19 protein-coding genes and 1 pseudogene are annotated in these 25,791 nt (G+C 60.4%); 9 read left to right on the top strand and 11 right to left on the bottom strand.

The window, feature by feature from the left end; all coding sequences use genetic code 11:
- The first annotated feature begins 8 nt into the window (after positions 1–8).
- The 4 genes from NZK35_RS15430 to NZK35_RS15415 all read left to right on the top strand — a co-directional run bounded on the left by NZK35_RS15430 (position 9) and on the right by NZK35_RS15415 (position 8,482).
- Positions 9–782, top strand: coding sequence for a biopolymer transporter ExbD (locus NZK35_RS15430; RefSeq protein WP_259633432.1), 774 nt, complete (start codon positions 9–11; stop codon positions 780–782).
- A gap of 97 nt (positions 783–879) precedes the next feature.
- A complete protein-coding gene (locus NZK35_RS15425) occupies positions 880–4,251 on the top strand; it encodes an outer membrane protein assembly factor BamB family protein (protein ID WP_259633431.1) in 3,372 nt (1,123 codons plus the stop codon).
- Positions 4,248–6,617 carry an ABC transporter substrate-binding protein gene (locus NZK35_RS15420; RefSeq protein WP_259633430.1) on the top strand — a complete coding sequence of 790 codons (2,370 nt, stop codon included), beginning with the start codon at positions 4,248–4,250 and terminating at the stop codon, positions 6,615–6,617. The genes NZK35_RS15425 and NZK35_RS15420 overlap by 4 nt, the downstream gene beginning before the upstream one ends.
- Positions 6,614–8,482: a hypothetical protein gene (locus tag NZK35_RS15415; protein ID WP_259633429.1), complete on the top strand. Its 1,869-nt coding sequence runs from the start codon at positions 6,614–6,616 to the stop codon at positions 8,480–8,482. Before NZK35_RS15420 ends, NZK35_RS15415 begins: the two co-directional genes overlap by 4 nt.
- A gap of 168 nt (positions 8,483–8,650) precedes the next feature.
- Here NZK35_RS15415 and NZK35_RS15410 read toward each other — a convergent pair whose 3' ends face one another.
- Positions 8,651–9,088 carry a S1 domain-containing protein gene (locus tag NZK35_RS15410; RefSeq protein WP_259633428.1) on the bottom strand — a complete coding sequence of 146 codons (438 nt, stop codon included), beginning with the start codon at positions 9,086–9,088 and terminating at the stop codon, positions 8,651–8,653.
- A gap of 109 nt (positions 9,089–9,197) precedes the next feature.
- Positions 9,198–10,043, bottom strand: coding sequence for a YqgE/AlgH family protein (locus NZK35_RS15405; protein WP_259633427.1), 846 nt, complete (start codon positions 10,041–10,043; stop codon positions 9,198–9,200).
- 59 nt (positions 10,044–10,102) lie between these two features.
- Between NZK35_RS15405 and pdxH the strand changes: the two genes are divergently transcribed.
- A complete protein-coding gene (gene pdxH / locus NZK35_RS15400; protein ID WP_259633426.1) occupies positions 10,103–10,747 on the top strand; it encodes a pyridoxamine 5'-phosphate oxidase in 645 nt (214 codons plus the stop codon).
- A 2-nt stretch (positions 10,748–10,749) separates the two neighbouring features.
- Positions 10,750–11,508 carry a hypothetical protein gene (locus tag NZK35_RS15395; RefSeq protein WP_259633425.1) on the top strand — a complete coding sequence of 253 codons (759 nt, stop codon included), beginning with the start codon at positions 10,750–10,752 and terminating at the stop codon, positions 11,506–11,508.
- Between the two features lie 77 nt (positions 11,509–11,585).
- On the opposite strand, the gene gcvP is transcribed toward NZK35_RS15395, so the two are convergent.
- Positions 11,586–14,561, bottom strand: coding sequence for an aminomethyl-transferring glycine dehydrogenase (gene gcvP / locus NZK35_RS15390; RefSeq protein WP_259633424.1), 2,976 nt, complete (start codon positions 14,559–14,561; stop codon positions 11,586–11,588).
- A gap of 365 nt (positions 14,562–14,926) precedes the next feature.
- Here gcvP and NZK35_RS15385 point away from each other — a divergent pair, with 365 nt between their 5' ends.
- Positions 14,927–15,235 (top strand): hypothetical protein, encoded by a 309-nt coding sequence (locus tag NZK35_RS15385; RefSeq protein ID WP_259633423.1) that lies wholly within the window; start codon positions 14,927–14,929, stop codon positions 15,233–15,235.
- On the opposite strand, the gene NZK35_RS15380 is transcribed toward NZK35_RS15385, so the two are convergent.
- Complete coding sequence (locus NZK35_RS15380; RefSeq protein WP_259633422.1) at positions 15,216–16,718, bottom strand: polysaccharide lyase; 1,503 nt, start codon at positions 16,716–16,718, stop codon at positions 15,216–15,218. The two genes, NZK35_RS15385 and NZK35_RS15380, sit on opposite strands and share 20 nt — an antisense overlap.
- Before the next feature lie 166 nt (positions 16,719–16,884).
- Here NZK35_RS15380 and NZK35_RS15375 point away from each other — a divergent pair, with 166 nt between their 5' ends.
- Positions 16,885–17,487: a hypothetical protein gene (locus tag NZK35_RS15375; protein ID WP_259633450.1), complete on the top strand. Its 603-nt coding sequence runs from the start codon at positions 16,885–16,887 to the stop codon at positions 17,485–17,487.
- Between the two features lie 46 nt (positions 17,488–17,533).
- Here NZK35_RS15375 and NZK35_RS15370 read toward each other — a convergent pair.
- Positions 17,534–17,779 (bottom strand): annotated as a pseudogene (locus tag NZK35_RS15370) (c-type cytochrome domain-containing protein); the annotation flags it as partial.
- Between the two features lie 491 nt (positions 17,780–18,270).
- Here NZK35_RS15370 and NZK35_RS15365 point away from each other — a divergent pair.
- Positions 18,271–18,591, top strand: a complete 321-nt coding sequence (locus NZK35_RS15365; protein WP_259633421.1) for a hypothetical protein — start codon at positions 18,271–18,273, stop codon at positions 18,589–18,591.
- Positions 18,592–18,792: 201 nt separating this feature from the next.
- Here the strand turns inward: NZK35_RS15365 and NZK35_RS15360 are convergent, their stop codons facing one another.
- From NZK35_RS15360 to NZK35_RS15335, 6 genes are all read right to left on the bottom strand, one after another.
- Positions 18,793–19,950 (bottom strand): DsrE family protein, encoded by a 1,158-nt coding sequence (locus NZK35_RS15360; protein ID WP_259633420.1) that lies wholly within the window; start codon positions 19,948–19,950, stop codon positions 18,793–18,795.
- Between the two features lie 2 nt (positions 19,951–19,952).
- The gene (locus tag NZK35_RS15355; protein ID WP_259633419.1) at positions 19,953–21,593 is read right to left on the bottom strand and encodes an FAD-dependent oxidoreductase; all 1,641 of its coding nucleotides are present in this window, start codon (positions 21,591–21,593) and stop codon (positions 19,953–19,955) included.
- An 86-nt stretch (positions 21,594–21,679) separates the two neighbouring features.
- The gene (locus NZK35_RS15350; RefSeq protein ID WP_259633418.1) at positions 21,680–22,021 is read right to left on the bottom strand and encodes an ArsR/SmtB family transcription factor; all 342 of its coding nucleotides are present in this window, start codon (positions 22,019–22,021) and stop codon (positions 21,680–21,682) included.
- Positions 22,022–22,154: 133 nt separating this feature from the next.
- Complete coding sequence (pckA, locus tag NZK35_RS15345) at positions 22,155–23,753, bottom strand: phosphoenolpyruvate carboxykinase (ATP) (RefSeq protein ID WP_259633417.1); 1,599 nt, start codon at positions 23,751–23,753, stop codon at positions 22,155–22,157.
- Between the two features lie 280 nt (positions 23,754–24,033).
- A complete protein-coding gene (locus NZK35_RS15340; RefSeq protein WP_259633416.1) occupies positions 24,034–24,909 on the bottom strand; it encodes a hypothetical protein in 876 nt (291 codons plus the stop codon).
- Entirely contained in the window at positions 24,906–25,736 is an 831-nt protein-coding gene (locus tag NZK35_RS15335; RefSeq protein ID WP_259633415.1) for a hypothetical protein, read from the bottom strand. The genes NZK35_RS15340 and NZK35_RS15335 overlap by 4 nt, the downstream gene beginning before the upstream one ends.
- Between the last annotated feature and the right edge of the window lie 55 nt (positions 25,737–25,791).

The raw sequence follows: 25,791 nt of genomic DNA, 5'->3' as shown, positions 1-25,791 counted from the left end.
CCCAACGCATGTCGATTCCAGTTACCTGTCCCCAGTGCGGCGCCACGAACAAAGTCAACGATTCGTTGGCCGGTCGTCGTGTCCGCTGCCCCCAGTGCGACACGGCGGTCCACGTCCCCGAAGCCGACCTGGGCACCGCTCCGCCGCCCCTGCCCGGCGATTCTGCCGCGGCGGAAGCCGGCCCCGCTGTCGTCGCAGCGGCGCCCGTCGAAGCGATTTCGCCCCCTGCGGCGACCCCATCGCCGCCGACCGGCAGGCCGCCAACGGACGCACCGGCACCACCCGTCGGCCCGGGACCGGCAGCCACCTTCGCGGGCCTGGACGACGATGACGATGACGAACCGATCTTCCAAAAAACCAAACGGGAAGAGGAAGAGCTGGACATGACCCCGATGGTCGACGTCACGTTCCTGCTGTTGATCTTCTTCATGGTGACCGCGGCGTTCAGTCTGCAAAAATCGATCGAGATGCCGCGGCAACAAACCGACGCCCCCAGCACCACGGTTGTTGAAGAGGAAGAGGAAGACTTGGAAATGGTCGAAGTCCAAGTCGACGAATTCGGATCCTTCCTGGTCCTGGCGACGGATTGGCAAGAGGAAACGCCCGGCAAACAAAACCTGATCACGACCCTCAAACGTGCCAACGAAAGCGGCAACCCGGCGAGGCTGGTCATCAAAGTTCACGAACTGTGCAAGCTGCAGTACCTGGTCGACGCGATGGACGCCGGAACCATCGCCGGATTCAACGAAACCCAGGTCACCCAAGTCGAAGAATTCGACTAGTGCCGCTTTCAAATTGCTTCGTTCACCATGAACACAACACGTGGCGTTACGGCGGATCGCTCGTCAACCACTTCTCGTAACCACTCTCTTTATCACGATGCTTGCTAACGAACTGATCGATCAACTGGAACGACGCGGTCTGCTGGACCAGGAGATCATCGAAGCGCTGCGCGAACAACTGGACCAAGGCGGCGCACGGGTAACCCCCGAAGCGGTCGCAAAATTGCTGGTCGACAACGGGCAACTGACCCGTTTCCAGGCGACCAAGTTGATCGGCGAAATCCGGAGCGGCGAGTACGCCGACGACGCGACGATCGCCGCGGCGGAAGTCGTGGAAGACGACTTGGTCGCGATCGACGACGACGAGGCGGACGAGGTCCAAGCCGTCGAAGCGATTCCGGTCGAAACGACCGCCGAGTCGTTCGCCGAATTCGAACCCGTCGAAGCCGAAGCGATCCCCGTCGAAGCCGTTCCCGTCGCCGACAACGACTTGCTCTCCAACGCCCCCCAACGCGAACGCCCCCGCGCCCGACGCACCAAACCCGATCCCAAAGAAAACCAATGGGACTCCTTCAAGATTTACGGGTTCTTGGGGATCATCGGTTTCCTGCTTCTCTCCGGCGGCGGCCTCTATTGGATCCTCTCCCGCGGCAACGCAGACGAACGCATCCAGATCGCCAACGAACTCTACGACAACCAAAACTACACGCCGGCCCAAGAGAAATACCTGGAGTTTCTCGATTCGTTCGGCAACGGCAATGAACACAGTTCCCTGGCGCGGACCCGTGTGATCATGACCGAACTGTATCGGGCCGAAGGCATGACCGATCCGACCTACGCGACGGAATTGGCGCAACAAAAGCTGCCTGAGATCGAAGACGAAGAGGGGCTCAACGAAGAACGTGGCAACTTGGCCGCGCTGTTGGTCAAGATCGCCGAAAACATCGTCACCGAAGCCAACGAAAAATCGGAAACCACCGCCAAGCGAGAGCTCTTGAACAAGCTGGAAGAACAGATCGAGTTGACCAACAATCCGCAATACATGACCGGCGCGATGCGGACGACGCTCTCCGGACGACTCAAAGAAATCGACGAAGCGCGGGGCCGCGTCGAGCGCGAAATAAACCGCAACGAGCAACTCGATGCCGCAGTCGATCAAATGACCGCCTTGCTGGCCGAGAAGAAAACCAAGCAAGCGTACGATGTTCGCTACGAACTGCTCCGCTCCTTTCCCGAACTCGGCGACAACGAACGACTGGCCACGCTGATCGCCAAAGCCAGCGAGATCCAACAGCAATTGGTCGAAACCACCGCGGCGTTGCCCCAGCGGATCGAAGCGGAACCGCAAACCGACTTGAACCCAATCGTGTTGACGGCGCGCTCGGGTGATCGCGTCCCCGACTTGCGTGACGAAGTGATCTTCATTCGAACCAAGGGCAGTGTGCTCGCCTTCAACGGCGAAGACGGCACATTGCTGTGGCGGCGCTACGTCGGGAACTCCCTGGCCCACAGCCCGATCCGTTTGGACGGCGGCACCGCGGTGTTGCTGACCGGATCGAACGACCTGTCGGTGGAACGCTGCGACGGACGCAGCGGTGACGTCGATTGGCGTGTCAAGATCGGCGAGCCGTTCAACCAGCCGGTTGTCAGCGACAACGATATTTTCATCTCGACCAAGTCCGGACGATTGATCGAGCTGGACGCGACGACCGGTGATGCCAAATGGGCTCAGCAGATTCCCCAATCGCTGGAGGTCGGACCGGGCGTCGACGACCGCGCCGCAATCGCCTACATCCCCGGCGATCACAGCAACCTGTACGTGCTGGACAGCAACAACGGCGACAGCATTCAAAGCTATTACGTCGGGCACAAAGCGGGCACCATCGCGGTGCCGCCCACGCCGTTGTTGGAACACCTGTTTGTGATCGAAAACAAAGGTCCCGAGTATTGCCTGGTTCACATCCTGGGCGTGGACGAAAACGGTGCGAACGTGGCCAAGGTCCAAGACCCGGTGCGGATGAGCGGGAACGTGGTCGTGCCGCCGATCGTGGCCCAGCAACGCCGCCTGGTGGTGCTGACCGACCTGGGCGAAATCTCCGTGTTCGACATCGAAGTCACCAGTGAAACAGACAAGGTCTCCGTCGTCGCCAAACAACTTGCGTCTTACGGAACACCGACGCTGACACAGATGGCCGTCGGCCGCAGTCAAATGTGGACCACCGGATCGCGGATCGGACGCTACGAACTGCAGGTCAACCGCGCCCGAGTCGTCCCGGATTGGTTCAAACACGAAGGCGACATGTTTGTCGGACAACCGCTGGCGATCGGCGATGCACTGGTGCACGCGCGACAGCTACGGGGCACCTCGGGCATCCGGGTCTCGGCGGTCGATCCCAAAACGGGCGAGGAACTGTGGCGCAACGACATCGGCGCCCCCGTCGCGATGCTCCGTCGTGCCGACGCGGGCGTGCACGCCTTGACCACCCAAGCGGCCCTGTTTGAACTGGACCGATCGGCGATCGCAACCGGTGCCACCCGGGCACCGATCGAGAACCGCGGCGGCGTCGGCGTGATCATGCGTTTCGAAGATCCGCTGAAGATCGACGACAATCGCGCGGTGCTGTTGAACAAAGCGGGCGGCGAAGGCGGCCAGCAAATTGCCGTCTACGACCCGACACGCAAGACCGAAAAACTGCGGCTGGTCAGCTTGAACGTGCTCTCGGGGAAACCCTCCGGACGCGGACTGGTCGCCGGCGGGGGCTTGTTCCTGACACTCGACAACGGTCGTGCGGTCGTGATGGATTACCAGACGGGATCACAACTGGGCAACCCCTTCCAGCCGATCGCCAACCCCGTCGAAAAGATCTCGTGGTCCAACACCGTGCCGCTTCCCGATGACCCGGGCCAAGTGGTTGTCGCCGACAGCCGCGCCGGTCTGTACCGGTTGCGGGTCGGTCCCCGGACGACACCCTTGGCCGAAACCAAACTGCCCTCGGCAACGCTGGGAACCATCGCCGGCGTCGGCACGACGCTGTTGGCGGCGACCAGTGGACCGGCGGCGGATTTGATCATCGGTCGAGATCTGGTGACGCTGAAAGAGAAGTTCCAAACCCAAATGGACGGTCGAGTGATCTGGGGACCGGCAACGGCCGGCGATCAGGCGGTCGTGTTGACCGATGACCAAGTCCTGCGAGGGATCACGACCGACGGCCAACCCACCTTTGCGGTCCCCGTCCCGCGCGGCTTGCCGGTCGGAGACGCCGTGATCCACGAGGGCAACATCATCCTCGTTTCTGACACCGGCTGGATCGTCGTGATCGACCCGGCCTCCAACGATCCGGTCGGCCTGACCGAGATCGGCGAACCGTTCTCGGCAACTCCCCTGGTGCTGCAAGATCGATTGCTGGTGCCGGGTGAAGAGGGTGTCGTCTACGTCGTCAAGATTCCCAGCGGGGTGAGTGGCCGATGAAGTTCCAATACCAAGTAACCTCTCGCGTCCTCCTGCGGACCCTGGGCATCCTCGCGCTGGGGCTGGTCGGGCCGTCGGTGATCGGACTGAACCGACCGGCTGGGGCACAAATGCTGACCTATGCCGAATCGGGCAAACCGGAGGATTCCGGGCTGGGTTTGTTGCAAGAAGAACCCCACGACATCATTTACTTCACCGAAAAATCCGGTGGCGGATGGGTGAAATCGCATCTGTTGCCGGTCCGTGACATGCCGACGACTCCCCGCGGAACGTTGCAGTTTTCGATTCTGGGCATCGAAGTCGAGGAATTTGTGGCCAAGTGGTCGGACATCGAACGCATCGATTTCTGGGAAAAGCGACTCGAGCGTGAAACCGCATCGCGGATTGCCAACGAAGATTTCGTCGGCGCGTACCCGTTTCTGTCGATCTTGATCCGCGACTACCCGCGACGCCCCGGCCTGAAAGCCCTGCGTTCGGAGTTTCTGTGGCGGAACGCGATTCAACGCGCCTCGGGCAGCCAGCGCGCCGAGTCCCTGGCGATGCTGGAAGAACTGTTTCGTTATGACCCCCAATACAATCAAGCCCAAGTGCTCAAGGCGATCAGTTTGACCACCGGTGGGCTGATGCAGGCGATGGTCGACGAAGGAGACCTGGACAACGCCCAGCAGTTGCTGGCCCGATTGAAAGAAGATTACGGACGATTTGATCTGCCGGCGATTTCGAAGTGGGACGGCGAGTTCTTGCGGATGGCCACCGAGAAACGCAACGAGGCGATCGAAGCGGTCAAACAAAAGGACTTTCGCTCGGCGCGGACGTTGGCGCGGGAGAGTTTGTATCTCAAGCCCGACATCGAGGGCGGGCGAGAATTGGTCAAAAAGATCGACGAGGCCTATCCGCTGGTCTCCGTCGGTGTGCTGCAAGCGGCGCGGGTCTTCGATCCCGTACGTCTGGACAACTGGTCCGCACGACGCGCCGGCCGTTTGCTGTACCGGACGATGTTCGAAATCCAAGGCGCCGCACCCGAAGGCGGAGAATACGATTTCATTTTCGGATCCGCGGAAACAACGCCCGACCGCCAAGTCCTGGAACTGTCCATCGACACGGCCAAGCTGCCCAACCCACTCAATCGCATCGAAGTCGACTTTCTGGCCGACCAACTGGCCCGGCGTGCGAGGCCCGAATCGGAAACCTATTTTTCTCCCTGGGCCGCCAGCGTCACCGGGATCGGCATCGACGGCCCCCAACGCATCGAATGCGTCCTTCGCCGCCCCCACGTCCTGCCCACCTGCTTGCTTCAAATCAACGTCGACGCCAGCTGGTTCGGGGGTGAAAAAGGCGGACCGACGGGAGACTATTTCATCGACGTGATCGAAGACGACCAAACCCGGTTCAAGCTGACCGAAGAGGCGCGGCGGGCCAGCGGGGACAGCGGCAAACCTCGCGAAATCGTCGAGGTCCGATGCGACACCGGCAGCGATTCGGTGTCCAAATTGCTCAGCGGCGAAATCGATGTGCTGGATCAATTGTTTCCCGCCGACGCGATCAAGCTGAAAGAACGCCGCGACGTGAAAGTCGTGGAGTACCCGCTGCCCACGATCCACATGCTGGTCCCCTGCTCGGACCACGAGTTTGTCGCCGACAAGAACTTCCGCCGCGCCCTGCTTTACGGCATCAACCGCGAAGACATCTTGAAAGGCGAATTGTTGGAGAACCATGAATCGCTGGGATGCCGTGTCCTCTCGGGCCCCTTTCCGGCCGGGCTCAGCCAAGACGATCCGCTCGGTTATGGCTATGACACCTCGATCTTGCCGCGACGGTTCGAGCCCAGTTTGGCGCAGTTGTTGGTCTCGCTAAGCCAGAACTTGAAGGCGGCCGAGGCGGAACGCAAGGGCGAACCGGAACCGAAACTGCGCACCGTGCGACTGGCGTTCCCCGCCGACAACCTGTCCCGCGTCGCCTGTGAAGCGATTCGCAGCCAATGGGAATTGATCGGACTGGACGTCGAATTGGTCGAACTTCCCGTCGGACGCACCTACCCCGACCCCGACACCGCGGACCTGGTTTACGTTTCCTGCGCGATCTGGGAACCGATCATCGATGCGCGTCGCTTGCTCGGCCCGCGTGGACTGGCCAAGAGCGAGGACCAGCTGATCGGTCTCGGCCTCCGCCGTCTCGAAGAAGCTCGCAATTGGAAAGAAGTTCGAGACCGTTTGCTGGTCTTGCACTCGATTTCGCATCACGAATTACCGGTGTTGCCGCTGTGGCAAATGGTCGATTCGTTTGCGTACCGGAATAACTTGGTCGGCATGGGCAACAACATCGTTTCGCTCTATCAGAACGCCGGGAACTGGAGATTGGAATTTTGAAGCGTTTCACCACCGACCCGACCCGACTCATTTTCATCACCGCCTGTCTCGCGCTGCTGTCGTTGTCGATGGCCCCTTCGCTGTCGGCCCAGACCGCCAACGAAGCGGACGAGGCCACGTCGAGCGAACCCGAAGAGGACACGTCGGCCGCCCAGCCGGATCCCCGCGACGAAGAGCCGTGGGATTACTCTCCCTATCGGGTGCTGATCTGGGTCGTCTCTCGCGATCCCCGCTTCACCGCCGACACGCTTCGCGAACCGGTCTTGGAGTATTTGGATCGTGATTTCAATGCGCTGTGGCGGACCACGATCGCCGACGCCCCGCCGCCGGTCGCCACCGCGTCGTTTCGTTCCATGGAAGACCTGACGTATGATCAAATCGCAGCGTCGGATCCGGTCATCGCGGTCAAACGCGATCACGAGGACGCGATTCGAATCCAATCGGTCCGCAGCCTGCCCCAATACGTCAGCTCGGTCGCAGTCACTCAAGGCATGCAAGCCAACGTGCTCCGTCGCGCCGCCGAATACGGCGATCCAGCGATGGCCGGGACCGCCGCAAAGCTGCAACCGTTTGACGGCGACGCGATCGCGCTGTCGGAAACCTGGAACGAACCATCCACCGAAGCCCTGCTGGTCACCCGCGGACAAGCCACGACGTTCGCCAAACCCGGCGCCAAGATCATTCCCTTGCCCGTGACCGGACTGGTCGCGTCGACCGTCGAAGAATACGACAAGGTGTTCGTCGTTCGGATCCGGCAACACGCCAACGGATCCACCGTCGCGGTGTCGGAGATGGAAACCTTGATGCGGCTGTTCGGTGCCGTCGTTGAATCGCCGTTCCTGTCGGCCTATGACCTGCCCAACGTCGTCGGCCACACCATCACCCGGGCGTTTTCACCGATGGTGCGGATCGATGATGCCGGCCAAAAGACCGCAACGGGCATGATACGTGCCGGAAACCTGATCCTGGATCCCGAGTCACCGGCGAACGTGCCGGTGGGCAGCGCCCTGCAGCCGATGATTCGAAAAAACGACCGCAACGGGAAACCGATTGCCGTCGGTCGAATCGAGTGGGCCTACTTGATCGCCACCGAACGTGACGGCCCCAATGTCAACATGGACTACTACTCCGGTATGGCCGGCGGGCTGCAAGGGCGAAAGAATCAACGCACATTCAAGATGGCCATGCTGCTCAGACCACAGCGCGACGATACGCTGCTGCGGCTGCACGTCAAAGGCCGCGAAGACTTGCCCTTGATCGGCTACGAACTGTACGAACGCGAATTGAAAAGCAAATCCATGAGCTTCGTCGGGCGGACGGACTGGAACGGCCGCCTGGCGATCGAAAAGACCGACCACCCGCTGCGTTTGCTGTACGTCAAAAACGGCGGCGCCGTGCTCGCCCGCTTGCCGATGGTGCCGGGGCTGACGCCCAAGGAAGTCGCCGACCTGACCGGCGACGACATGCGACTGCAAGCCGAAGCATACATTCGCGGCGTGCAAAACGCGATCATCGACCTTGTCGCAATTCGTAAACTGCTCGCCGCACGGATCCGCTTGCGTCTGAAGAAAGGGCAGATGAAAGAAGCCGAAGAGCTACTCAATGCACTGCGTGATCAACCCACCAACGAACAGTTGGCCGATGACATGGGAAGGAAACAGGGGATGTTCTTGAAGGAGATCGGAACACGCAATCCCAACCAGCGTCGCAAGGTCGACATCATGTTCAAAGAAACGCGTGAAATGCTGGGCAAACAGATCAACCCGACCGTCATTCGCGATCTGGAAGTCGACGTCCAACGCGCCAAAGACAACGGCGGCAAACTGCCCGACGATCCCAAAGAAGACGACGAGGCCGCGGCGTAGGTCACCGCTGTGCGTGACACACACGTAGGTCACGCTGTGCGTGACAGACAACGTAGGTCACGCTGTGCGTGACAGACACGTAGGTCACGCTGTGCGTGACACACACGTAGGTCACGCTGTGCGTGACAGCCGGCATGCACAGCATGCCCTACGACTACGACAATCGATTCAACCCCGCCAGTCGGGACGCTTCCGCCGTGCCTTGGGGTGGTGCGTGACGATCTTGAACGTCGCGTCGCGGCCGGTCAATTTCTTTCCCATCGGACGACGCGTCAGCCGGACCACCTTGGCCCGAAGCCGCTGCTCGGCTTCAAACATCTCATCGTCGATCTCAAACTCGACGAACTTCGTGACCAATTCTTCGGGATCTAATTTTCGTGGCTGGTCGGAGTTGTTTTGCTGTAATTGAAGCGGCCCACCGGAAGACGCGCCACCGAACTGCCAGACGGTGTGATGAAAGAAAACGTCATCCCGAAAGTCTTCGGCATCGATGAATCCATAGTCACCCTTGGGGTCGATAAAACGGATCGTGCCGAGCCGCTTGCGGGTGATGCGGAACTTCCTCGGACGATCGTCTTCGGGCGGTTGGGGCTTATCTTGGGACACAGCAAGCGGACGCGAACAGGACGGGAGAAAGCGGAACAATCTTCAAAAGGTACCAAGAAAGTCGATCCGCGATAGATGAAATCCGGCAACGGGGATTCACCCGCCCGGACTAATTGACCTCGGCGGCGAACGGGGTGTCCTTGATTCCCAACCAATCGGCGACCGAACGCGTCGTCGCCCGGCGAATGACCATCGGCCAAAGTTCGTGGTCCCCGGCAAAGACGTCCTCATCGGTCGCGTCGATCATGTGCCAAAACCCCGCCTCCCGTTCGGCGCGCAACTGGTCAATCGACCAACCCAAATGCCCGACGATCAATCGAAACGGCCCCGGCTTTTGCCGGACCAAGGTCTCCAACATGTCCCGCTGGGCGGCAACGTAGATCCCCTTGCCCGCCTGGGCCTCGGCATGCTCGCTGGAATTGTGGACCGCCACGACGGGTCCCGAGAGCGGACCGCCGAAATGAATCATGCCGAGTGACTTGGAGGCCTCGGCGGCCGCTTGGGCTGCCAATGCATGCTTGTTTCCGGCCGATTGCAGCTCGTCCGCGGCATCCTCCATGGCACTCGGTGCCGTTTCCGCCCCCGGCAGATTCGTCGGAAACGCCCCCGCACCAGACAGGCTGGCCCCAGACAGACCGGACCCTGCACCACCCTTGCCGCCCAACCGATTGGATGGGCCGCGCCCCGCCTGCGATGCTTCTCCCGACGCCGATCCGAGCAACTGCATCAGCCCGGGCGGAGGGGTCATCGGTCGGTTCAGCAGCACGGCAAAGACGTTCTCGCTATCTTGATGCACGACAAGAGAAACGGATCGGCTCAACACCGGGTCTTGCACAGACGTCGATGCGACCAGCAGCTTTCCAATCATGGTTTCCGATCGTTGGGAAGGATTCATTTCCTGCATGACTTTACCTAAGAACAAGATCAATAAACTGCCATTTTGGCAGCTCGCCATTTGGCTGACTTCTAGAATGCACCGGGCGTGCCAACCGAACACCGAGGGAGAATCCCAACATGAGCCTTTACGAAATGCGTCAAAGCTACAAGCTTGGCAGCCTACTGGAGAAAGACATCTCTGGCGATCCGATGGTTCAGTTTCGCACCTGGCTCAACGAGGCGATGGAAGGGAATTTGCCGGAATGGGTGGAGGCCAATGCGATGACGCTGTCGACCAGCGATGGCCACGGCGGTGTGACCAGCCGCGTCGTACTACTGAAGGGGCTCGACGACGGCAAGTTCTGGTTCTACACCAATTACCGATCCCAAAAGGCACGGCAGATCGAATCGAACCCGAACGTTTCACTGTGCTTCCTGTGGCAACATGTTCAACGACAGGTCCGCATTGAAGGAACCGCGACCCGGACCCCACGGGATCAATCGGTCAGCTACTTTCGAAAACGGCCCCACGACAGCCAGCTGGGCGCCGTCGTGAGCCGGCAATCGAGCGTGATCGAGTCGCGCGAAGTGTTGGAAAAGCGTTTGGCCGAGTTGAAGAAACAATATGCCGACAAAGAGATCCCTTGCCCGGACGACTGGGGCGGATACTGTGTCAGCCCCAACCGCATCGAATTTTGGCAAGGACGTGAGAGTCGGCTTCACGATCGACTCTGTTATCGCAAACAAGCGTCTTCGTGGATCGTCGAAAGGCTTTCACCGTAAACATGACTCGCAAACGAATCGCAATCGGAATCTCGCTTGCCGTTCACGCCATCCTGCTGGTCGTGTTGCTGTTGTGGTATGTGCCCAGAGCGCAAGTCGGATCCGGTCCCCAAGTCACAAGCGCGAAGGCTGCTCGCGGCGGTGCATCGGAGATCGAATCCGACGCATCCTCCTCTTCCCGCAATCCGAATGCCAACCGGTCTGCCGACGAATCAACGCGAGCGGTCCCCGCCGAACTCGACAGCGTCGCCCAAGCGCCGGCGGAGGTCTCCGCCCAAGAGATCGAGCAGTCGATTGAATCGCAAATCCGATCGGCCGAAACACTCTCCGACGAGCGAAAGCTGACTGAGTTAGAAAAGAATCTCCAACGGCTCGAGTCGGTCGCCAGCGAGCAATCGGTCCAACAGGTCTCTTCCACGATCGCCCAGTCACTCGGGCTGGACGTTGATCAATACGCCGACAAGACACCGCCCGCCGAAGGAACCTTCGATACCAACACCGCACAACTCTCCGATGTGGTTCGAACCCAAGACGAATCGGGAGCCTGGCGTTATGAAACCGTGATGGTGGACGCCGACGGCCGCCAGATGCGCGTCCCGACCGATGCGGCCGGCGGACAGCAATTGTATGACACCTTCGAATTGATGAAGCGTTATCCGATGGCCCGCGGCGTCTATCAGACGGTCGTCATGCCGATGCTGCAAAAAATGCTCGAAGAGGAATCGCCGCCCAGCCCCGGCGATCCGGCTGATGCCAATTGAAGAGTTGCCGGACGGGGCGAGCAAACAACGTGCGCCGACGCGGGTGCGAATCAGCTTGCGCTCTCGCCCGCTTCCTTTCACTCGTAGTCGCTCATCGGCACGCAGGCGCAGACCAGGTTTCGATCGCCATAAGTGTTATCGATCCGGCCGACGGTCGGCCAGAACTTTGCATCACGCAACCACGCAGTCGGCCAAGCCGCTTGCTCGCGGGTGTAGGGATGCGACCAGTCATCGCCGCCGATCTCCTGCATCGTGTGGGGCGAGTTGCGGAGCGGGTTGTCCTCGCGGTCCATCTCCCCGTTTTCGATCGCTTCGATCTCTTTGCGAATCGCAATCAACGCGTCACAGAAACGATCCAGTTCGTGCTTGGATTCGCTTTCGGTCGGCTCGATCATCAACGTTCCGGCAACGGGCCACGACATCGTCGGCGCGTGGAATCCGTAGTCCATCAAACGCTTGGCGATATCGTCGGTCTTGATGCCGGCGGATTTCTCAAAGCTGCGGCAATCGATGATGAATTCATGGGCGACGAATCCATTTGCATCGGTGTAGAGAACGTCGTAGTGGTCGCTGAGTCGTTTCGCCATGTAGTTGGCATTGAGAATCGCGACTTGCGTGGCCTTCTTGAGACCCGCCGCCCCCATCAAGGCGATGTAGACGTAACTGATGGTCAGAATGCTGGGGCTGCCGTACGGGGCTCCGGCGACAGGCCCGATTGCAAACTCGCCGGCGGAGTCGGGGCGTTCGACCGGGTGCCCGGGCAAGAACGGCACCAACTGTTTGGCGACGCCGATCGGCCCCATGCCCGGCCCACCACCGCCGTGCGGGATACAGAACGTTTTGTGCAGATTCAAGTGGCAAACGTCGGCGCCGCAGATTCCCGGGCTGGTCAAACCGACCTGGGCGTTCATGTTCGCACCGTCCATGTAGACCTGGCCGCCGTGCTGGTGAATCACATCACACACTTCGCGAATCGTCGGTTCAAAGACACCGTGCGTCGACGGATAGGTGATCATCAATGCGGACAGGTGATCGGAGTGTTTTTCCGCCTTGGCCCGCAAGTCGTCCATGTCGATGTCGCCGCGATCGTCACACTTGATCGCCACCACCTTCATTCCCGCCATCACCGCCGAAGCCGGGTTGGTCCCGTGGGCGGAGGTCGGGATCAGGCAAACATCGCGTGCGTTTTCACGACCTTCCGCTTTGGCCATCTGTTCATGGTAGGCCCGTATCACAAGCAAGCCGGCGTATTCGCCTTGCGATCCGGCGTTGGGCTGCAAGCTGACCGCGGCGAAACCGGTGACTTCGCAGAGCCAGCGTTCCAGTTCGCGGAACATGTGCGTGTAACCGCGCCACTGCACGTCGGGGGCGAACGGATGCATGTTGGCAAACTCCGGCCACGTGACCGGAATCATCTCGCTGGTCCCGTTCAGCTTCATCGTGCACGACCCCAGCGGAATCATGCTATTGGCGAGCGAGAGGTCGCGGCCCATCAGTTTAAAGATGTAACGCAGCAATTCCGTTTCGCTGCGATAGCTGTGAAAGACCTCGTGGTTCATGAACGGCGTCGTGCGGGTGAACGATCCCAGGTCCAGCGTTCCATCCTCGGCGGCTTCGTCGACCAATGCATCGACGTCGAACCCGGTGTAATGGCCAAAGTTAAATGCGGCCAACAGGTCGGCGACCAAGCCGCGATCGGCGGTTTCGTCGAGCGTCACGCCCAGGGTTCCGTCATCGTATTCACGCAGATTGATCAGACGTTCGCGGGCCGCATCGGCAACCTGACGCGCCGCGTGGGTGCGGCCTTTGCCCAGTCGGATCCGGATCGTGTCGAAGATCGGTCCGTCGCCGAGCGTCTCGTGTCCCAGTCGTTCCAGCCCCTTGGCCAAGGCGGCGGTGTAGGCTTGGGTACGACGGCCGATCGCGACCAGTCCTTCGGGGCCGTGGTAAACGCCGTAGAACGAACTGATGATCGCCAATAGGGCTTGCGCGGTGCAGATGTTGCTGGTCGCCTTGTCGCGGCGAATGTGCTGTTCGCGGGTTTGGATGGCCATCCGCAGCGCCCGATCGCCGTGGACGTCCTTGGAGATTCCGATGATTCGCCCGGGCAGCTTGCGGGCGTGTTTTTCGTGCGTCGAAATGTAGGCCGCGTGCGGGCCGCCCAAGCCCATCGGCACGCCGAAACGCTGTGCGCTGCCGACGCAAATGTCGGCGCCCCACTCGCCCGGCGGCGTCAACAGGGTCAAGCCGAGGATGTCGGCTGCCGCGACGGTCATGCAGCCGGACTGCTTGGCGTTCGCGGCCACGTCGCGATAATCCTCGATCCGGCCTTCGGTCGTCGGATACTGAACCAATAGTCCACAAAGCCCCCCCTCGCCGTAGTCAAAGTCGATCTCCTCGATGGGGCCGACTTTTAGATCGATCCCCAACCCCTCGGCACGCGTCGCCAGCAGCGCCAGGGTTTGCGGATGGCACGCGTCGCTGGCCCAGAACCCTGTCTTCTTGTGCGAGGCGATGGAGTAGCACATCGTCATCGCTTCGGCCGCCGCGGTCGCCTCGTCCAGCAGGCTCGCCCCGGCCAAGGGCAAGCCGGTCAGGTCGGCGATCATCGTTTGGAAATTCAACAAGGCCTCCAACCGCCCCTGTGCGATCTCCGCCTGGTAAGGGGTGTACTGGGTGTACCAGCCCGGATTCTCCAGCACGTTGCGAAGAATCACCGGCGGGGTCACGGTGTCGGTGTAGCCCATCCCGATGCACGATCGATGGACTTTATTTTTTCCGGCGATCGTTTTCAGCGCCGAAAGAAACTCCCGCTCACCACGCGCCTCGGGGATATCCAGCTCTCTGCCGAGTCGAATGTCGGCCGGAACCGCCGCATCGGAGAGCCCGTCGAGTGACTCAAATCCGACCGTCGCGAGCATGGTTTCCAGGTCCGCTTCGGATGGCCCGATGTGTCGTTTGGAAAATCCATCCGCAAAGTTCAGGATACGGGTAGCGGCGGAGCCATTGGCTTGCATTTCGCTCAAAGAGGGCTTGGTGGACGCGATGCTCATCGGAGAGTGGTTCTTCGTTGCGCGGGAAGAATTTGGAGAACCCTATCGTAGAACAGCGAGAAGATTGTGTCATTGGGCTAAATTGCGTTTGTTCCGGGGCTCCCCTCACACGGCGAGGTCGTGCAGTTATAAAGTCACCCTCCTGGCAGGAGGGTCGAGCGAAGCGAGGGGAGGTCGAACGGTGAATCGCGGCGTTCACTTCGACAACGGCATGACCGCCAACTCGTCGTCTGCCACAACTTATTCTTCGGATAGGGTGTCACATAAACGCACCTTGTCCGCTTGTTAGACTGGAGCCTCGGTCGCGTCCATTCACCGAGAGCCGTCCGCAGAACCCTCTCCGTCTGAAATCGAGGAACAGCTCAATGAGTCGTTACGCCAAGTGGTTTTTCGCCGCCGTCGTCGTGGTGGGGACAATCAATCTGGGCGACGCCGAAACAGCCACCGCCGGCCGCGGGTTTCGCCTGTTTCGCGGCCGCGCCCTGTTTGCCCCACGCACCACTTCGCCCCGGCAATCGGTCTCGCCCAGACGCACGACATCGGGGTGGGCACACCAGTCGCAACCGAGCGCCAACGGCCCACGCATCAAGGGCTCGCACGACTGGCCCGGCGCCATCGGCAATCCACCACCCAACTACAAGTTCTTCCAGGACGTCAACGGTTACTGGCGGTAACCATCGGGCCGATGTATCGCCTCGCAATCACCACGTTGTCGATGAACACGTGTTGGTCGTGGGGCGAGGCGAGTTTGCCGCCGTGATAAACGTTCATCCAAACCTGTTCGATTTTTAGTTCGTCGGTTCGACGAAATCGGATATCGGTTTTCTCAAACGCCAATCGACCATCGACCCAAGCCTTCAAGACGCCATCCTTTTCGCCGGGTGTATTGAGGCGACAGTATTGTTCGATCGCATACCAGCGATTCCGCTCCAAGTAGCCGCGGTAGTCCTGGTTCCAGATCCAGTTGGTGCCGTAGGAACCTTCCATGTCGGCGTGGTAACAATAGAATCCGACCGGCGTGGTTCCAGCGAGCGGATTGCCGCGGGGAACGGTCATGCGAAACAGCCCCCGCGCCGACCATCCGTTGATGCCATCGCTCTTCCGCCCGCCCCAGCCCCCGCGGCCGTAGGTGCCGCTGATCCCTGGCATCTTGCCGCCTTGCAGCGTTTGGTTCCAATCATCACCCAAACGCAGGTAGTAACGAAAGTAAATCTCTTCGGGCTCGGCACCGGTTTCCTGGCCGAACTTGTAGGTCGTATTGAGCGCGGTCAGCGCCCCCTTGGCGATGCGTGATCGCAACGCGCGGCCTTGCAGAGCTTTAAATTTTTGAAATGTCGTGTCGGCAGCAATCGTATCGATCTTGTCCATCGGCTCCGCAACGGTCCATTCGTCGCTCCAGTCCTCGCGTTCAAACCCCGTTGCGAAGACGACGTCGGGATCGGCTCGGATCCCTTGATCGTCCTTGTACCTGGCCGCAAGCCCCACAACCGGTGGCGTCGGCGGTTCGTCGTGTCCCTGCCCGCAACGAAACACACCAATCGTTGCCGATCCATACTGCTCGGTCGAATGCAGGACCAACGTTGCCGCCGAGATCGCCCCCACAGCGGCGAGTTGGTCCAAATCAAATCGGACCAACAGATTCTCCGGCGCGGCGGAGACGCGCAGTTGCTCCGCTTGGCCTTGGCAACGATACGTCGATGCCGTCAGGTAGGTATCGGCGGTGGCGGCGAGCATGATGGTTCCGCCCGTGCCGTTGACCTCAAGCGCCGGATGCAGCGACGCGTCGGGGCGTTCGCGACTGGCGAAGACGATCCGTCCCCGGCCGTCGGTGACGCGCAGAAACATGCCTTTGTGGGGAGACTTCTGTGCGGTCCATTCTTTCACCAATCTCGTGACGTCCCAACGCACCGATTTGCGTGTGTCGTCATCGATCACTTCGCTCACGGCATAAGCCACATCGCCTTGCACAGTATCGTTCGCATCCCGCCAATCTCCCATGAAGTGCTTCCAGGGCAAAATCGCGGCTCCGTTGTAGTGTTCGCGATTCGCCCCATCGTTTTGAGTTGACGATCCCTCGACCCAGTCCGCACGATCGGCTCGTGCCGGGCATCCAATGGCGAAGGCAACGAGCAGCAGGGCGTGTCTGACAAAGTGCATGAGTTTGATCCATTACCAAAGGCAGGGCGGCGGAGAAGATTTGGGTGGTGTGAAGATTGTCCACATCGCCCCAGGCATCGCACTTCGATCAACCGCGCGAACCGAGAGCTTCGACTACAATAGCCGGTTTGCCGGAACAAGATGTGACACGGAGAGACGGAGCACGATGAATTTCGATCGACACAACTTATGGCGTCCTTGCCGCGGTCTTTGCCATCGCCTCGCCGGCTTCCGCGTCGCCATGCTGTCCCTTGCGATCATTGCGATGTTACAACCGGCATTTGCCGATCAGCGTCCGCAGCAAAAAGACGCCGACGATCAGCGGGTCATCGACAGCACGGCCACAGACCGGCCGAAGAAACGCACGGTTCGGCGAAACAAACGGCTATCGCGCGAACGAAAGTCCGACCGTGCCAAACACCCGAAACCCTCTCCGAACGATGCTCCCGTCCGCGTGCAACTCAACGGTTCCTTCGAACTGGATCTGGGATCGGGCAACGCGATCCGAGGCGATGGCAACATCACGATCGAACTGGATCGGGCGACCGCTGAACGGCTCGGTGCCGTGTCGATCGAGCATCTCGACGACGGCACCGCGGCTGCAACGGAGTTCCTGCAAATGGTGACGAAGCTGCCGGGGATGCTGGAGCAGACGGCCGAGATTTTGAAACTGCTTTCCAATCCCGAAACGCAACAGAACCTGCGTCAGGTCGAGCAGGTGTTGCGACTATTGCCAAGCGGCATGTTGACGCCTGCAACAGCGCCCTGATCGAACCCGGTTCAATCTCGATCATCGCGTTGCGTGTCAAGCTGTCGGTCAATTCGCCCGGAACCACCGCATGGCCGGTGTCGCCTCCGCGGCGAATACCCTCGCGGGTATCCAGCAACAAACCGCCTTCGGGTTCCTTGGACGTCGCGGAATGGCACTGGTAACAATGTTCGACCAGCACAGGGCGAATCTTCGTTTCAAAGAACGCCTCCTGTTCGGGACTGTCGGCTGCCGGCAACAAGGGAGCCAAGAAGCAACATGCCGCGAGAGCAACAATGGGGCGGGTACGCATGGCGTCGTGGAGGTAGGATGGCAGGCAACAGATCGAGCGGAAATGGGGTCAGGTACGAATGGTACGGGCATCAGCGTTGGTGTGCAGGCNNAGATGAGGGCCCGTAGGCTCGCGCCAAACGGCTGATATTCGTTTGACATCAGCCGGTTCGCGCCAGCGTCCGGGCCCCCTCATTCATGTTAACTTAGCGGTATTGGGCTTTAGCCGCCCATCGTCGCTGCTATGCAGCGACCGGGAATCGCCTAAAGGCTAGACACCAACGGATGCTGAATCCCGCGTCACGAATACCTGCCCCCTTTTCCGCAGCAACCTCGACCCATCCATTATGCCGATGTCGACGCCGCCTCCGTGCACGACGCGGATAAAACCTCTAATTCGTCCGCAGGTCAACGGCGGGTCACTTTCCTGAAGGTGTGGTGGGTCGCAGAGTATCATGGGGGCGGATCGAGAATCCGCACCTTTTGAGAACGTCACAACCGGGACCATTGACCATGCCACTTGACATCACCAGCTTGATCGTGGGCGGACTGTTCGGCGCTCTGGTCGGCGTCGCGTTGGCGGTTCCCCGGGTGGGACGCATCTTGGCGTGCGTCGTCTCGGTCGTCCTGTTTACCGCCGGCGCCGGATTCTTGATCTGGGCGGGCTCGGCCCTGATCAGCGGCGAAGAACTGCGGCCGATCGATTGGAACCCGCTGTACATCGCCTCTGCCGCCGAAGCGTTGGGTGTCGGCGGCGGACTGTTGATCGGCGGCATCCTGGTCTTGGTGCTCGCGTTGTCGCTTGGCAGCAAGGGCGTACCGCGAAGACTTTAGGTCGTGCGACTGACCTGATGGATTTTCCATTTTTGGGTCGCAAATGCATCCACCAGCCCCTCTTATTCTCCGGAAACGAGAGGCAACGCTGTGAGGTTCGCGTGTTCAAAGTCATTCAGATTTAACATGAGCCGTGACGGGCCGCAACGGCCGTCGTACTCGATCAAACGAGCCACCCGAAGATTCAGTTGCGACAAAGCACTAGTTTCCCAGCGGCAGGTAGGCGTAGCCGTCGGCCTGTAGATTGACGACGGCGGTCAGGGCGGAAACGGCGGTGTCGACAAAGACCGCGACGTCCTGGGGATCGGATCCTTTAGAAATCAACGACTGACCACACACGTACAGTTCGACCCCCGATTCGTGCAACCGATGCAGCAAGTCCAGATTGGGATTCGTCTTCACCTTGAAATTGGACGCGTAGGCATCGGAGTTGAGAACGGCGAGTGTCGCGTCGCCATGGAACACGACGGCGATTTGAACCTCCGCCGGTTCCGCGCCCGCCCCGGCGTAAATGTTGACGTACTTGGCAACCTTTTCGATCGCGGCATTTAATTTGCTCGGATCACCGCCGCGGGTCACGTCGACGAGCAACTTGGTCCCCGAACGCGGTTGATGTGCCGCCTGAGGCAATTGGACCACCGAACCGTGACCCTGGATCGTCGGATGGTTCGGCGTCGTCTTGGCGAGATTTTCTTGGCCCGGAACGGCATGGTTTTTCATCGCTTCGGCAAACCCGCGTTCGACGAAGCCCGAGACCGCCTTCGCATGGGCTTTGATCAATTTGGCAACGTAGGGATCCTGCGACGTCTCCGTGACCCGCACGCCTTTCTCCGTATCCTCGTGGATCATCTTGATCTTGTCGGTGTGGCGAAACAGTTCGGCAAACAGCGGATCACGCATCCGGATCGGCTGGGTGTGCTTGATCCGGTATTCCATCCACTCGACGTGCTCTTTGATTTTGTCCGCGATTTCGGGCGTGTCCGATTCGGTCAGCGTCTCGACGCCGTCAGGCAATGCTTTGACCGTGCGTTTGATCTTCTCGTGATGGGTCAGCAAAAACTGAAAGACTTCATGATCGGAATCGTGTCGGTCGTCGGCGCCGTGGGCGTGACCGGGGCCGTGTTCCGCCTGCGCAGCATTGTCCGCCTGCGCAGCATTGTCCGCCTGCGCAGCTTGGCCTCGACCGCCTTGGAATCCGAAACCTCGACCGCCGCGAAAACCGCGACCCTGACCCTGGCCGGGACCGCCCTGGGCCAGCAGGGGCTCGGCGATCAGCAAGGAGAGTGCAACGGTAACGATCAGTAGTGTGGTTCGTTTCATCATGGTCACTTGGGGAAAGGGGACAGTGGTCAATGACACGGTCATTCTTGGTAGCGACACCACAGCGTGTATCCGCCGCTCAGGTTGGCGGCATCGAAGCCGTGTTGCAGCAAGACGCGTGTCGCCAAATAGCCGCGTTGGCCGACTTTGCAGTAGGCGGTGATCGTTCGGTCACGGGGAACTTCGCCGAGACGTTCGCGCAGTTGTTCGATGGGAAGATTGACTGCACCGGGCAGATGCCCCGCGGCGAACTCGGCCTCGCTGCGAACGTCCAACAGGAACGCAGGACCACGAGACTTGTCGCTGAGTGTGTCCACGTGAACGATCGGTTGGTCACCGCGGAGCACGCCGGCGGCGACAAACCCGGCCATGTTGATCGGGTCTTTGGCGTGTCCGAATTGGGGCGCGTAACAAAGCTCCGATTCCTCCAGGTCTTCCACCGTCAGGCCGGCTTGGATCGCCATGGCGATGACGTCGATGCGTTTGTCCACACCGTTGCCACCGACGCATTGGGCGCCGAGGATCGCGCCTCCGTCGGGATCAAACAACAACTTCAGCGTCATGCCTTCGGCGCCGGGATAGTACCCGGCATGATCGGTCGGGTGAATGTAGATCTTTTCGTATCGCGATCCCTCGCGTCGCAGTGCCTTCTCACTTTGCCCGGTCATCGCGGCGACTTTCCCAAACACGCCGACGACCGCGGTGCCTTGTGTGCCCCGATAGGTCGATGGACGGCCGAAGAGATGATCGGCGGCGATTCTGCCCTGCCGATTCGCCGGCCCGGCAAGCGGAATTTGCGCGGGTTTCTTGGTGACAAAATCCGTCACTTCGATGACATCGCCGACGGCGTAGACATCGGGATTGTTGGTCTGCATGTGATCGTTGACGACGATACCCCCACGCGATCCACAGGCAATCCCGGCGTCGGCGGCGAGCCTGCTCTCCGGGCGAACGCCGATGCAGATCGCCGCGAAATCCGCGTCAATCGATGCCCCCGATTGCAATTCGATCTTCAGCCCCTGGGGCGAATCGATGAAACGCTGCGCCGATTCGTTGAGCCTCAACCCGACGCCCATTTCTCGCAAATGGTCCTCCAGCGGAACCATCATCTCCCGGTCCCAAGGCGGCAGAATCTGGCCACCGAGTTCCACGATGGTGGTTCGGATGCCGCGACGGACCAGATTCTCAGCGACCTCGATTCCGATGAAGCCCGCGCCGACGACGACGGCATGCGACGCCCCCGAGGTGGCGCTCTGGTGCATCCGATCGGCGTCGGCCAAGTCCCGCAGCGCCAAGACGCGCGGGCCATCGATGCCTTCGATCGGCGGCCGAAACGCGGACGCCCCGGTCGCAATGATCAGCTTGTCGTAGCGCTCGCTGTACTCGTTGCCCGATTCCAGATCACGCACCCGCACGCGTTTTTCAGCCAATTCCAACGCAACGACTTCGGATCGTGTGCGAATGTCCAATCGATGACGCTGCCGCAGCATTTCAATCGGAGCGACCAACAACTTGTCACGCGACTTGATCTCACCGCCGACGTAGTAGGGCATGCCGCAATTGGCGAACGAGGGATGATGCCCGCGCTCGAGCACGATGATCTCGGCCTGGTCGCTCAGCCGTCGGGCCCGAGCGGCCGCCGAGGCGCCTCCGGCGACACCGCCGATGATGACAATCTTCATGACTGGGTACCCTTCGTCGTTGACAATCGAAAACCATGACACATCGAGAGATGACGAGATGTTTGAAAAACAGGAAACGTGGCTTGCTAACGACGCTTCGCAGGCGAATGCAGGAACCGCCCTTCGACGCAGGCCATCAGCTGTTCGAGATGCGGTTCGGCGATTTGGTAAAACACCCGCCGCCCTTCCCGCTCACTGGACAGAAACCCACAGCGTTGCAGCAGCCGCAAGTGTTCTGACGCCACGTTGTCGGGGATCTCGCAATCTTCGGCCAATTCGCCGACGTTGTAGCGACCGTGCAGCAAGAGCTGGACGATTCGCAAGCGGACCGGATGGGCGAGGGTCTTGAGACATTCGGCGGCATCACCGAACGCCTTGACACTGCCGACAGGTTTCGAGGGGTTTTTCGCGGTTGCCTTGTTGGTCATGAAGTCTCCTGGGCTGGACGGCTTCATAATACATCGCAAGCTCGCGAGATGTCAAACACAAATCTCGGCTCGACGCAGCACCACACGTGCTGCGCCGCGGCCGATCGCCGGCCACGGCTGACGATGCTGACGCTCAGCCGGCGGCCGTTTGGTGCAGCAACGGACCGGCGGCGCGAACGGCGGCACTGACGCCATCGGCGTAGGTCACAAAGTTCTTGTGGAACAGTTCGGCCAACTTTGCCGCCGTTGCGTCGTAAGCGGTCGGATCGCCCCACGTGTTGCGTGGCAGCAGCATTTCATCGGGCACGCCCGGGACCTGCGTCACGACCTCCAATCCGAAGCACGGCTCTTTCTCGGTCGGCGCCGTCTTGAGGGCGCCGGAGTGAATCGCGTCCAAGATCGCCCGGGTGTACGACAGCTTCATTCGGCTGCCTTCGCCGTACGCACCGCCGCTCCAACCGGTATTGATCAGCCACACATTGGTCTTGTGCTGCGTGATTCGCTTGGACAGCAGTTCCGCGTACTTGCCCGGGTGCCAGACCAGAAACGGACCACCGAAACAGGGCGAGAACGTCGCTTCGGGTTCGGTGACGCCGACTTCGGTCCCGGCAACCTTGGCGGTGTAACCACTGATGAAATGGTATTCGGCCTGTTCCGGGGTCAACTTGCTGACCGGAGGCAGGACACCGAAGGCGTCGCAGGTCAGGAAAATCACATCGGTCGGATGCTCGGCGATGCAAGGGATCTTGGCGTTGGGGATGTACTCGATCGGATAGGCACCGCGAGTGTTTTCGGTGATGCTGGCGTTGGCGAAATCGACATGGTGATCGGCCTGGTCGTAGACCACGTTTTCCAGCACGGCGCCGTACCGCAGCGCGTCGAAGATCTGGGGCTCGGCGTCGCGGGTCAAGTAAATCGCCTTGGCATAACAACCGCCTTCGATGTTGAACACGCCGTCATCGGTCCAGCAGTGTTCATCGTCGCCGATCAGATCCCGTTTGGGGTCTGCCGAGAGCGTCGTCTTTCCGGTGCCCGAGAGTCCGAACAGGACCGAGGACTGACCGGTTTCGGTATCGGACGTGGCCGAGCAGTGCATCGGCAGCACGTTGCTACGCGGCATCAAGTAATTCATCAACGTGAACACGGCTTTCTTCATCTCGCCGGCGTACTGGGTGCCGAGGATCACCACCTCGCGTCGCTCCAGACTCAGGTCCACGCTGGTTTTGGAGGTCATCCCGGTGGTGTAGCGGTTGGCCGGGAAGGCACCGGCATTGATGATCACGCAATCGGGTTCGCCGAAATCGGCGAGCTCTTCGCGTGTCGGCCGAATCAGCATGTTGTGCATGAACAACGCGTGATACGGCCGCGCGCAGATCACTCGCACCTTGATACGATACTTGGGATCCCAGCCGGCAAACGCGTCGAGCACATAGAGTCGTTCTCGGGTATTGAGATAGTCGATCGCCCGTTCTCGGTTGACACAAAATGCGTTCTCGTGCAGCCCAATGTTGACGCTGCCCCACCACACGTCATCGGTCGACTCGGGATGCTCGACGATCCGCTTGTCCTTGGGCGAGCGGCCGGTCTTGTCACCCGAATAGGCGATCAACGCACCGGTGTCGGCTAGCGTTGCTTGTTTCTCGTACCGCAAGGCCTCCTCGTAAAGCGTCGCGGGCGAAGCGTTCCGGAACACGTTTTTGACATCGATTTGATATTCAGATAGATCAAACATTTTTCTGATTCTGCACTTGGTTCCTGAGAAGGACGGTTCCTGACAAACATTGGTGGAGGAAACGAGATCGTTCTGCAGGCCGCTCGCACAACCCTCCGCGCCGTTCTCGTTGCTACGGCACACCGCGCGCCAAATTCGATTTGCGATCCGAACTGACGCTGTAACGCGGCTGCAGCGGAAAGTCCGTGGACCGTCAATGGTTTACCAATCCTATCGATCGCCAGCGGCGCGCGATAGTGCACGGCAATAGGGCACTATCGTGCGGATCCAGCACGCACGCTCAGTGCGTCCGGACGGCGTATCGACCGCCACCGAGATAGTCGCCCAGCCGATCCCCTTTGCTCAGAATCAGAAACCTCTCGGCGTCGGTGGCCGAAACGACCGGAGGATTGTCCGACGTGAGCGTCAATTCAAACTCGATCTTCAAGCCGACGTCGTCAATGCGACCATACCGGGCCCACTCCGCCAGTCGCAGCGGGGGCGGAATGAAGGCGCGGCCGGCTGCATCGCCGAGCACTTTGGAATTGACCTGATTGGGAAACACCGCGCGGCGATAAGTGCTCCAAGAACCGCCGTTGGTTCGCAGGGGTGGCAGGGGAAGCATTTCTGTGCGGGCCGGAAAGGACGACTCGTCATCGCAAGAAAGTTTCCAACCTATCGGCTGGACGTCGTTCCACGAACCGACCCTGTCGAACAGGTAGCTGCGCTCGGCGGCCAAGGGGATGGACCATGTTGATTCCCCAACAAGCGGTTCAGCCGTTGCCGTGTCGGTCTCCGGCGAAGTCGCTGAGTTGGTTTTGGCCGCGGCAGGTTTCCAGACGCAACGAACGTCCAGCTGATGATTGCCTTCGGGAACGTAAAACGTGACCGATTCGCCGTTGTCGGCGTTGGAGATGATCCGGTGGCCGCCCAATCGCGGAAGATCTTCGGCGGTGCGACACTGGTCGAAGACGTTGGCGATCAAGTCGACGTCGTTGCTGAATTGATCGCGGAGTGCCTTGTTCAGTCGCGTCGACTTGTGGAGCGATTCCAACTCCTGTCGGAGCTGGACGATGTCACGGGCAATCGAGCGCCGGGTCATCCCGATCCAGCCGAGTCCGGCGATCATGGTCGCCAACGTGCAACAGAAAAGAACGGTCGTGAACTTCGGCATCATGGATTGATCAACGCGTGGGGGAACGGATCATAACCGCTGGAACGGTCACTCAACCACAGACATCCGTCGAAGGCCGCATCGCGGCGAGAGTTGTCGTCGAGTCGAAGATCGACTTTGATGTTCAGCAGCCAAGGCAAGCGACGCTGTGGCGGATAATCAATTTGTTTCGTCCCGCTGATGTGATACGCCCCCGTACTCGGGATCCCTTCGCCGGAGAACTCGGTTTTCAGCAAGGGCTTGTCTCCCAAGCGAACGCTGGCCGGCAGCACGTTGCCACGGACCGGACCGGTTTCCACCGCCAGAAGATGCTCGCCGGGTTCGAGCTTCACTTGATAGTGACCGGGATGCGCGAATCCGGATTCGACCGGAGGATCTTGACGTTCGTCGAGTTGATCCGGTGATCGGCTGACGCCCTCGGCGGGAATCACCGCATACTTCAACCACACGTCACGGTCGGTCGGGACACGGAGGCGGAACACGACCGGCGGCTGTGTCCTATCGCGTCGCAATTGGGGAATCGTTCGCAGGGAGAGCACGTCGCCGCCGCGAACTTCGATCCCACCGTACTTCTGCTGGAGCGACTCGAACTGCCGTTCGGCCTGCTCACGGATGGCCCGAATCGATGTCAGTTCGTCGCGTTGGTGCTGTTTGATCCGCTGTCGCTGCGGATCATCCAACGCCAACCTCTCGCGAAATGTTTCGATCTCCACACGCAACTGCGTCCGCATCGCCTCGTCACGGCGCAGGTCGGCGATCCCGGTCACCAACGGGAACGAGATCGCGCACAGCAGCAGGATCGCGAGCAGGGATCGGATGGAAAATCGCATTTCAGGGTCCAAGGTGCAACACGCGACGGATCGGCAGCCGTTGGTGTTTAGCCTT

Origin of the sequence: Stieleria sedimenti (assembly GCF_025060895.1) — a bacterium.
GTDB lineage: Bacteria > Planctomycetota > Planctomycetia > Pirellulales > Pirellulaceae > Stieleria > Stieleria sedimenti.
The sequence above is the reverse complement of the archived record's forward strand: the minus strand, read 5'-3'. Positions and strand labels throughout refer to the sequence as shown.

Coding starts and splice junctions, on each gene's coding strand:
- NZK35_RS15430 (WP_259633432.1), top strand. CDS start 9: ATGTCGATTCCAGTTACCTGTCCCCAGTGCGGCGCCACGAACAAAGTC.
- NZK35_RS15425 (WP_259633431.1), top strand. CDS start 880: ATGCTTGCTAACGAACTGATCGATCAACTGGAACGACGCGGTCTGCTG.
- NZK35_RS15420 (WP_259633430.1), top strand. CDS start 4,248: ATGAAGTTCCAATACCAAGTAACCTCTCGCGTCCTCCTGCGGACCCTG.
- NZK35_RS15405 (WP_259633427.1), bottom strand. CDS start 10,043: ATGGCGAGCTGCCAAAATGGCAGTTTATTGATCTTGTTCTTAGGTAAA.
- pdxH (WP_259633426.1), top strand. CDS start 10,103: ATGAGCCTTTACGAAATGCGTCAAAGCTACAAGCTTGGCAGCCTACTG.
- NZK35_RS15395 (WP_259633425.1), top strand. CDS start 10,750: ATGACTCGCAAACGAATCGCAATCGGAATCTCGCTTGCCGTTCACGCC.
- gcvP (WP_259633424.1), bottom strand. CDS start 14,561: ATGAGCATCGCGTCCACCAAGCCCTCTTTGAGCGAAATGCAAGCCAAT.
- NZK35_RS15385 (WP_259633423.1), top strand. CDS start 14,927: ATGAGTCGTTACGCCAAGTGGTTTTTCGCCGCCGTCGTCGTGGTGGGG.
- NZK35_RS15380 (WP_259633422.1), bottom strand. CDS start 16,718: ATGCACTTTGTCAGACACGCCCTGCTGCTCGTTGCCTTCGCCATTGGA.
- NZK35_RS15375 (WP_259633450.1), top strand. CDS start 16,885: ATGAATTTCGATCGACACAACTTATGGCGTCCTTGCCGCGGTCTTTGC.
- NZK35_RS15365 (WP_259633421.1), top strand. CDS start 18,271: ATGCCACTTGACATCACCAGCTTGATCGTGGGCGGACTGTTCGGCGCT.
- NZK35_RS15355 (WP_259633419.1), bottom strand. CDS start 21,593: ATGAAGATTGTCATCATCGGCGGTGTCGCCGGAGGCGCCTCGGCGGCC.
- NZK35_RS15350 (WP_259633418.1), bottom strand. CDS start 22,021: ATGACCAACAAGGCAACCGCGAAAAACCCCTCGAAACCTGTCGGCAGT.
- pckA (WP_259633417.1), bottom strand. CDS start 23,753: ATGTTTGATCTATCTGAATATCAAATCGATGTCAAAAACGTGTTCCGG.
- NZK35_RS15340 (WP_259633416.1), bottom strand. CDS start 24,909: ATGATGCCGAAGTTCACGACCGTTCTTTTCTGTTGCACGTTGGCGACC.
- NZK35_RS15335 (WP_259633415.1), bottom strand. CDS start 25,736: ATGCGATTTTCCATCCGATCCCTGCTCGCGATCCTGCTGCTGTGCGCG.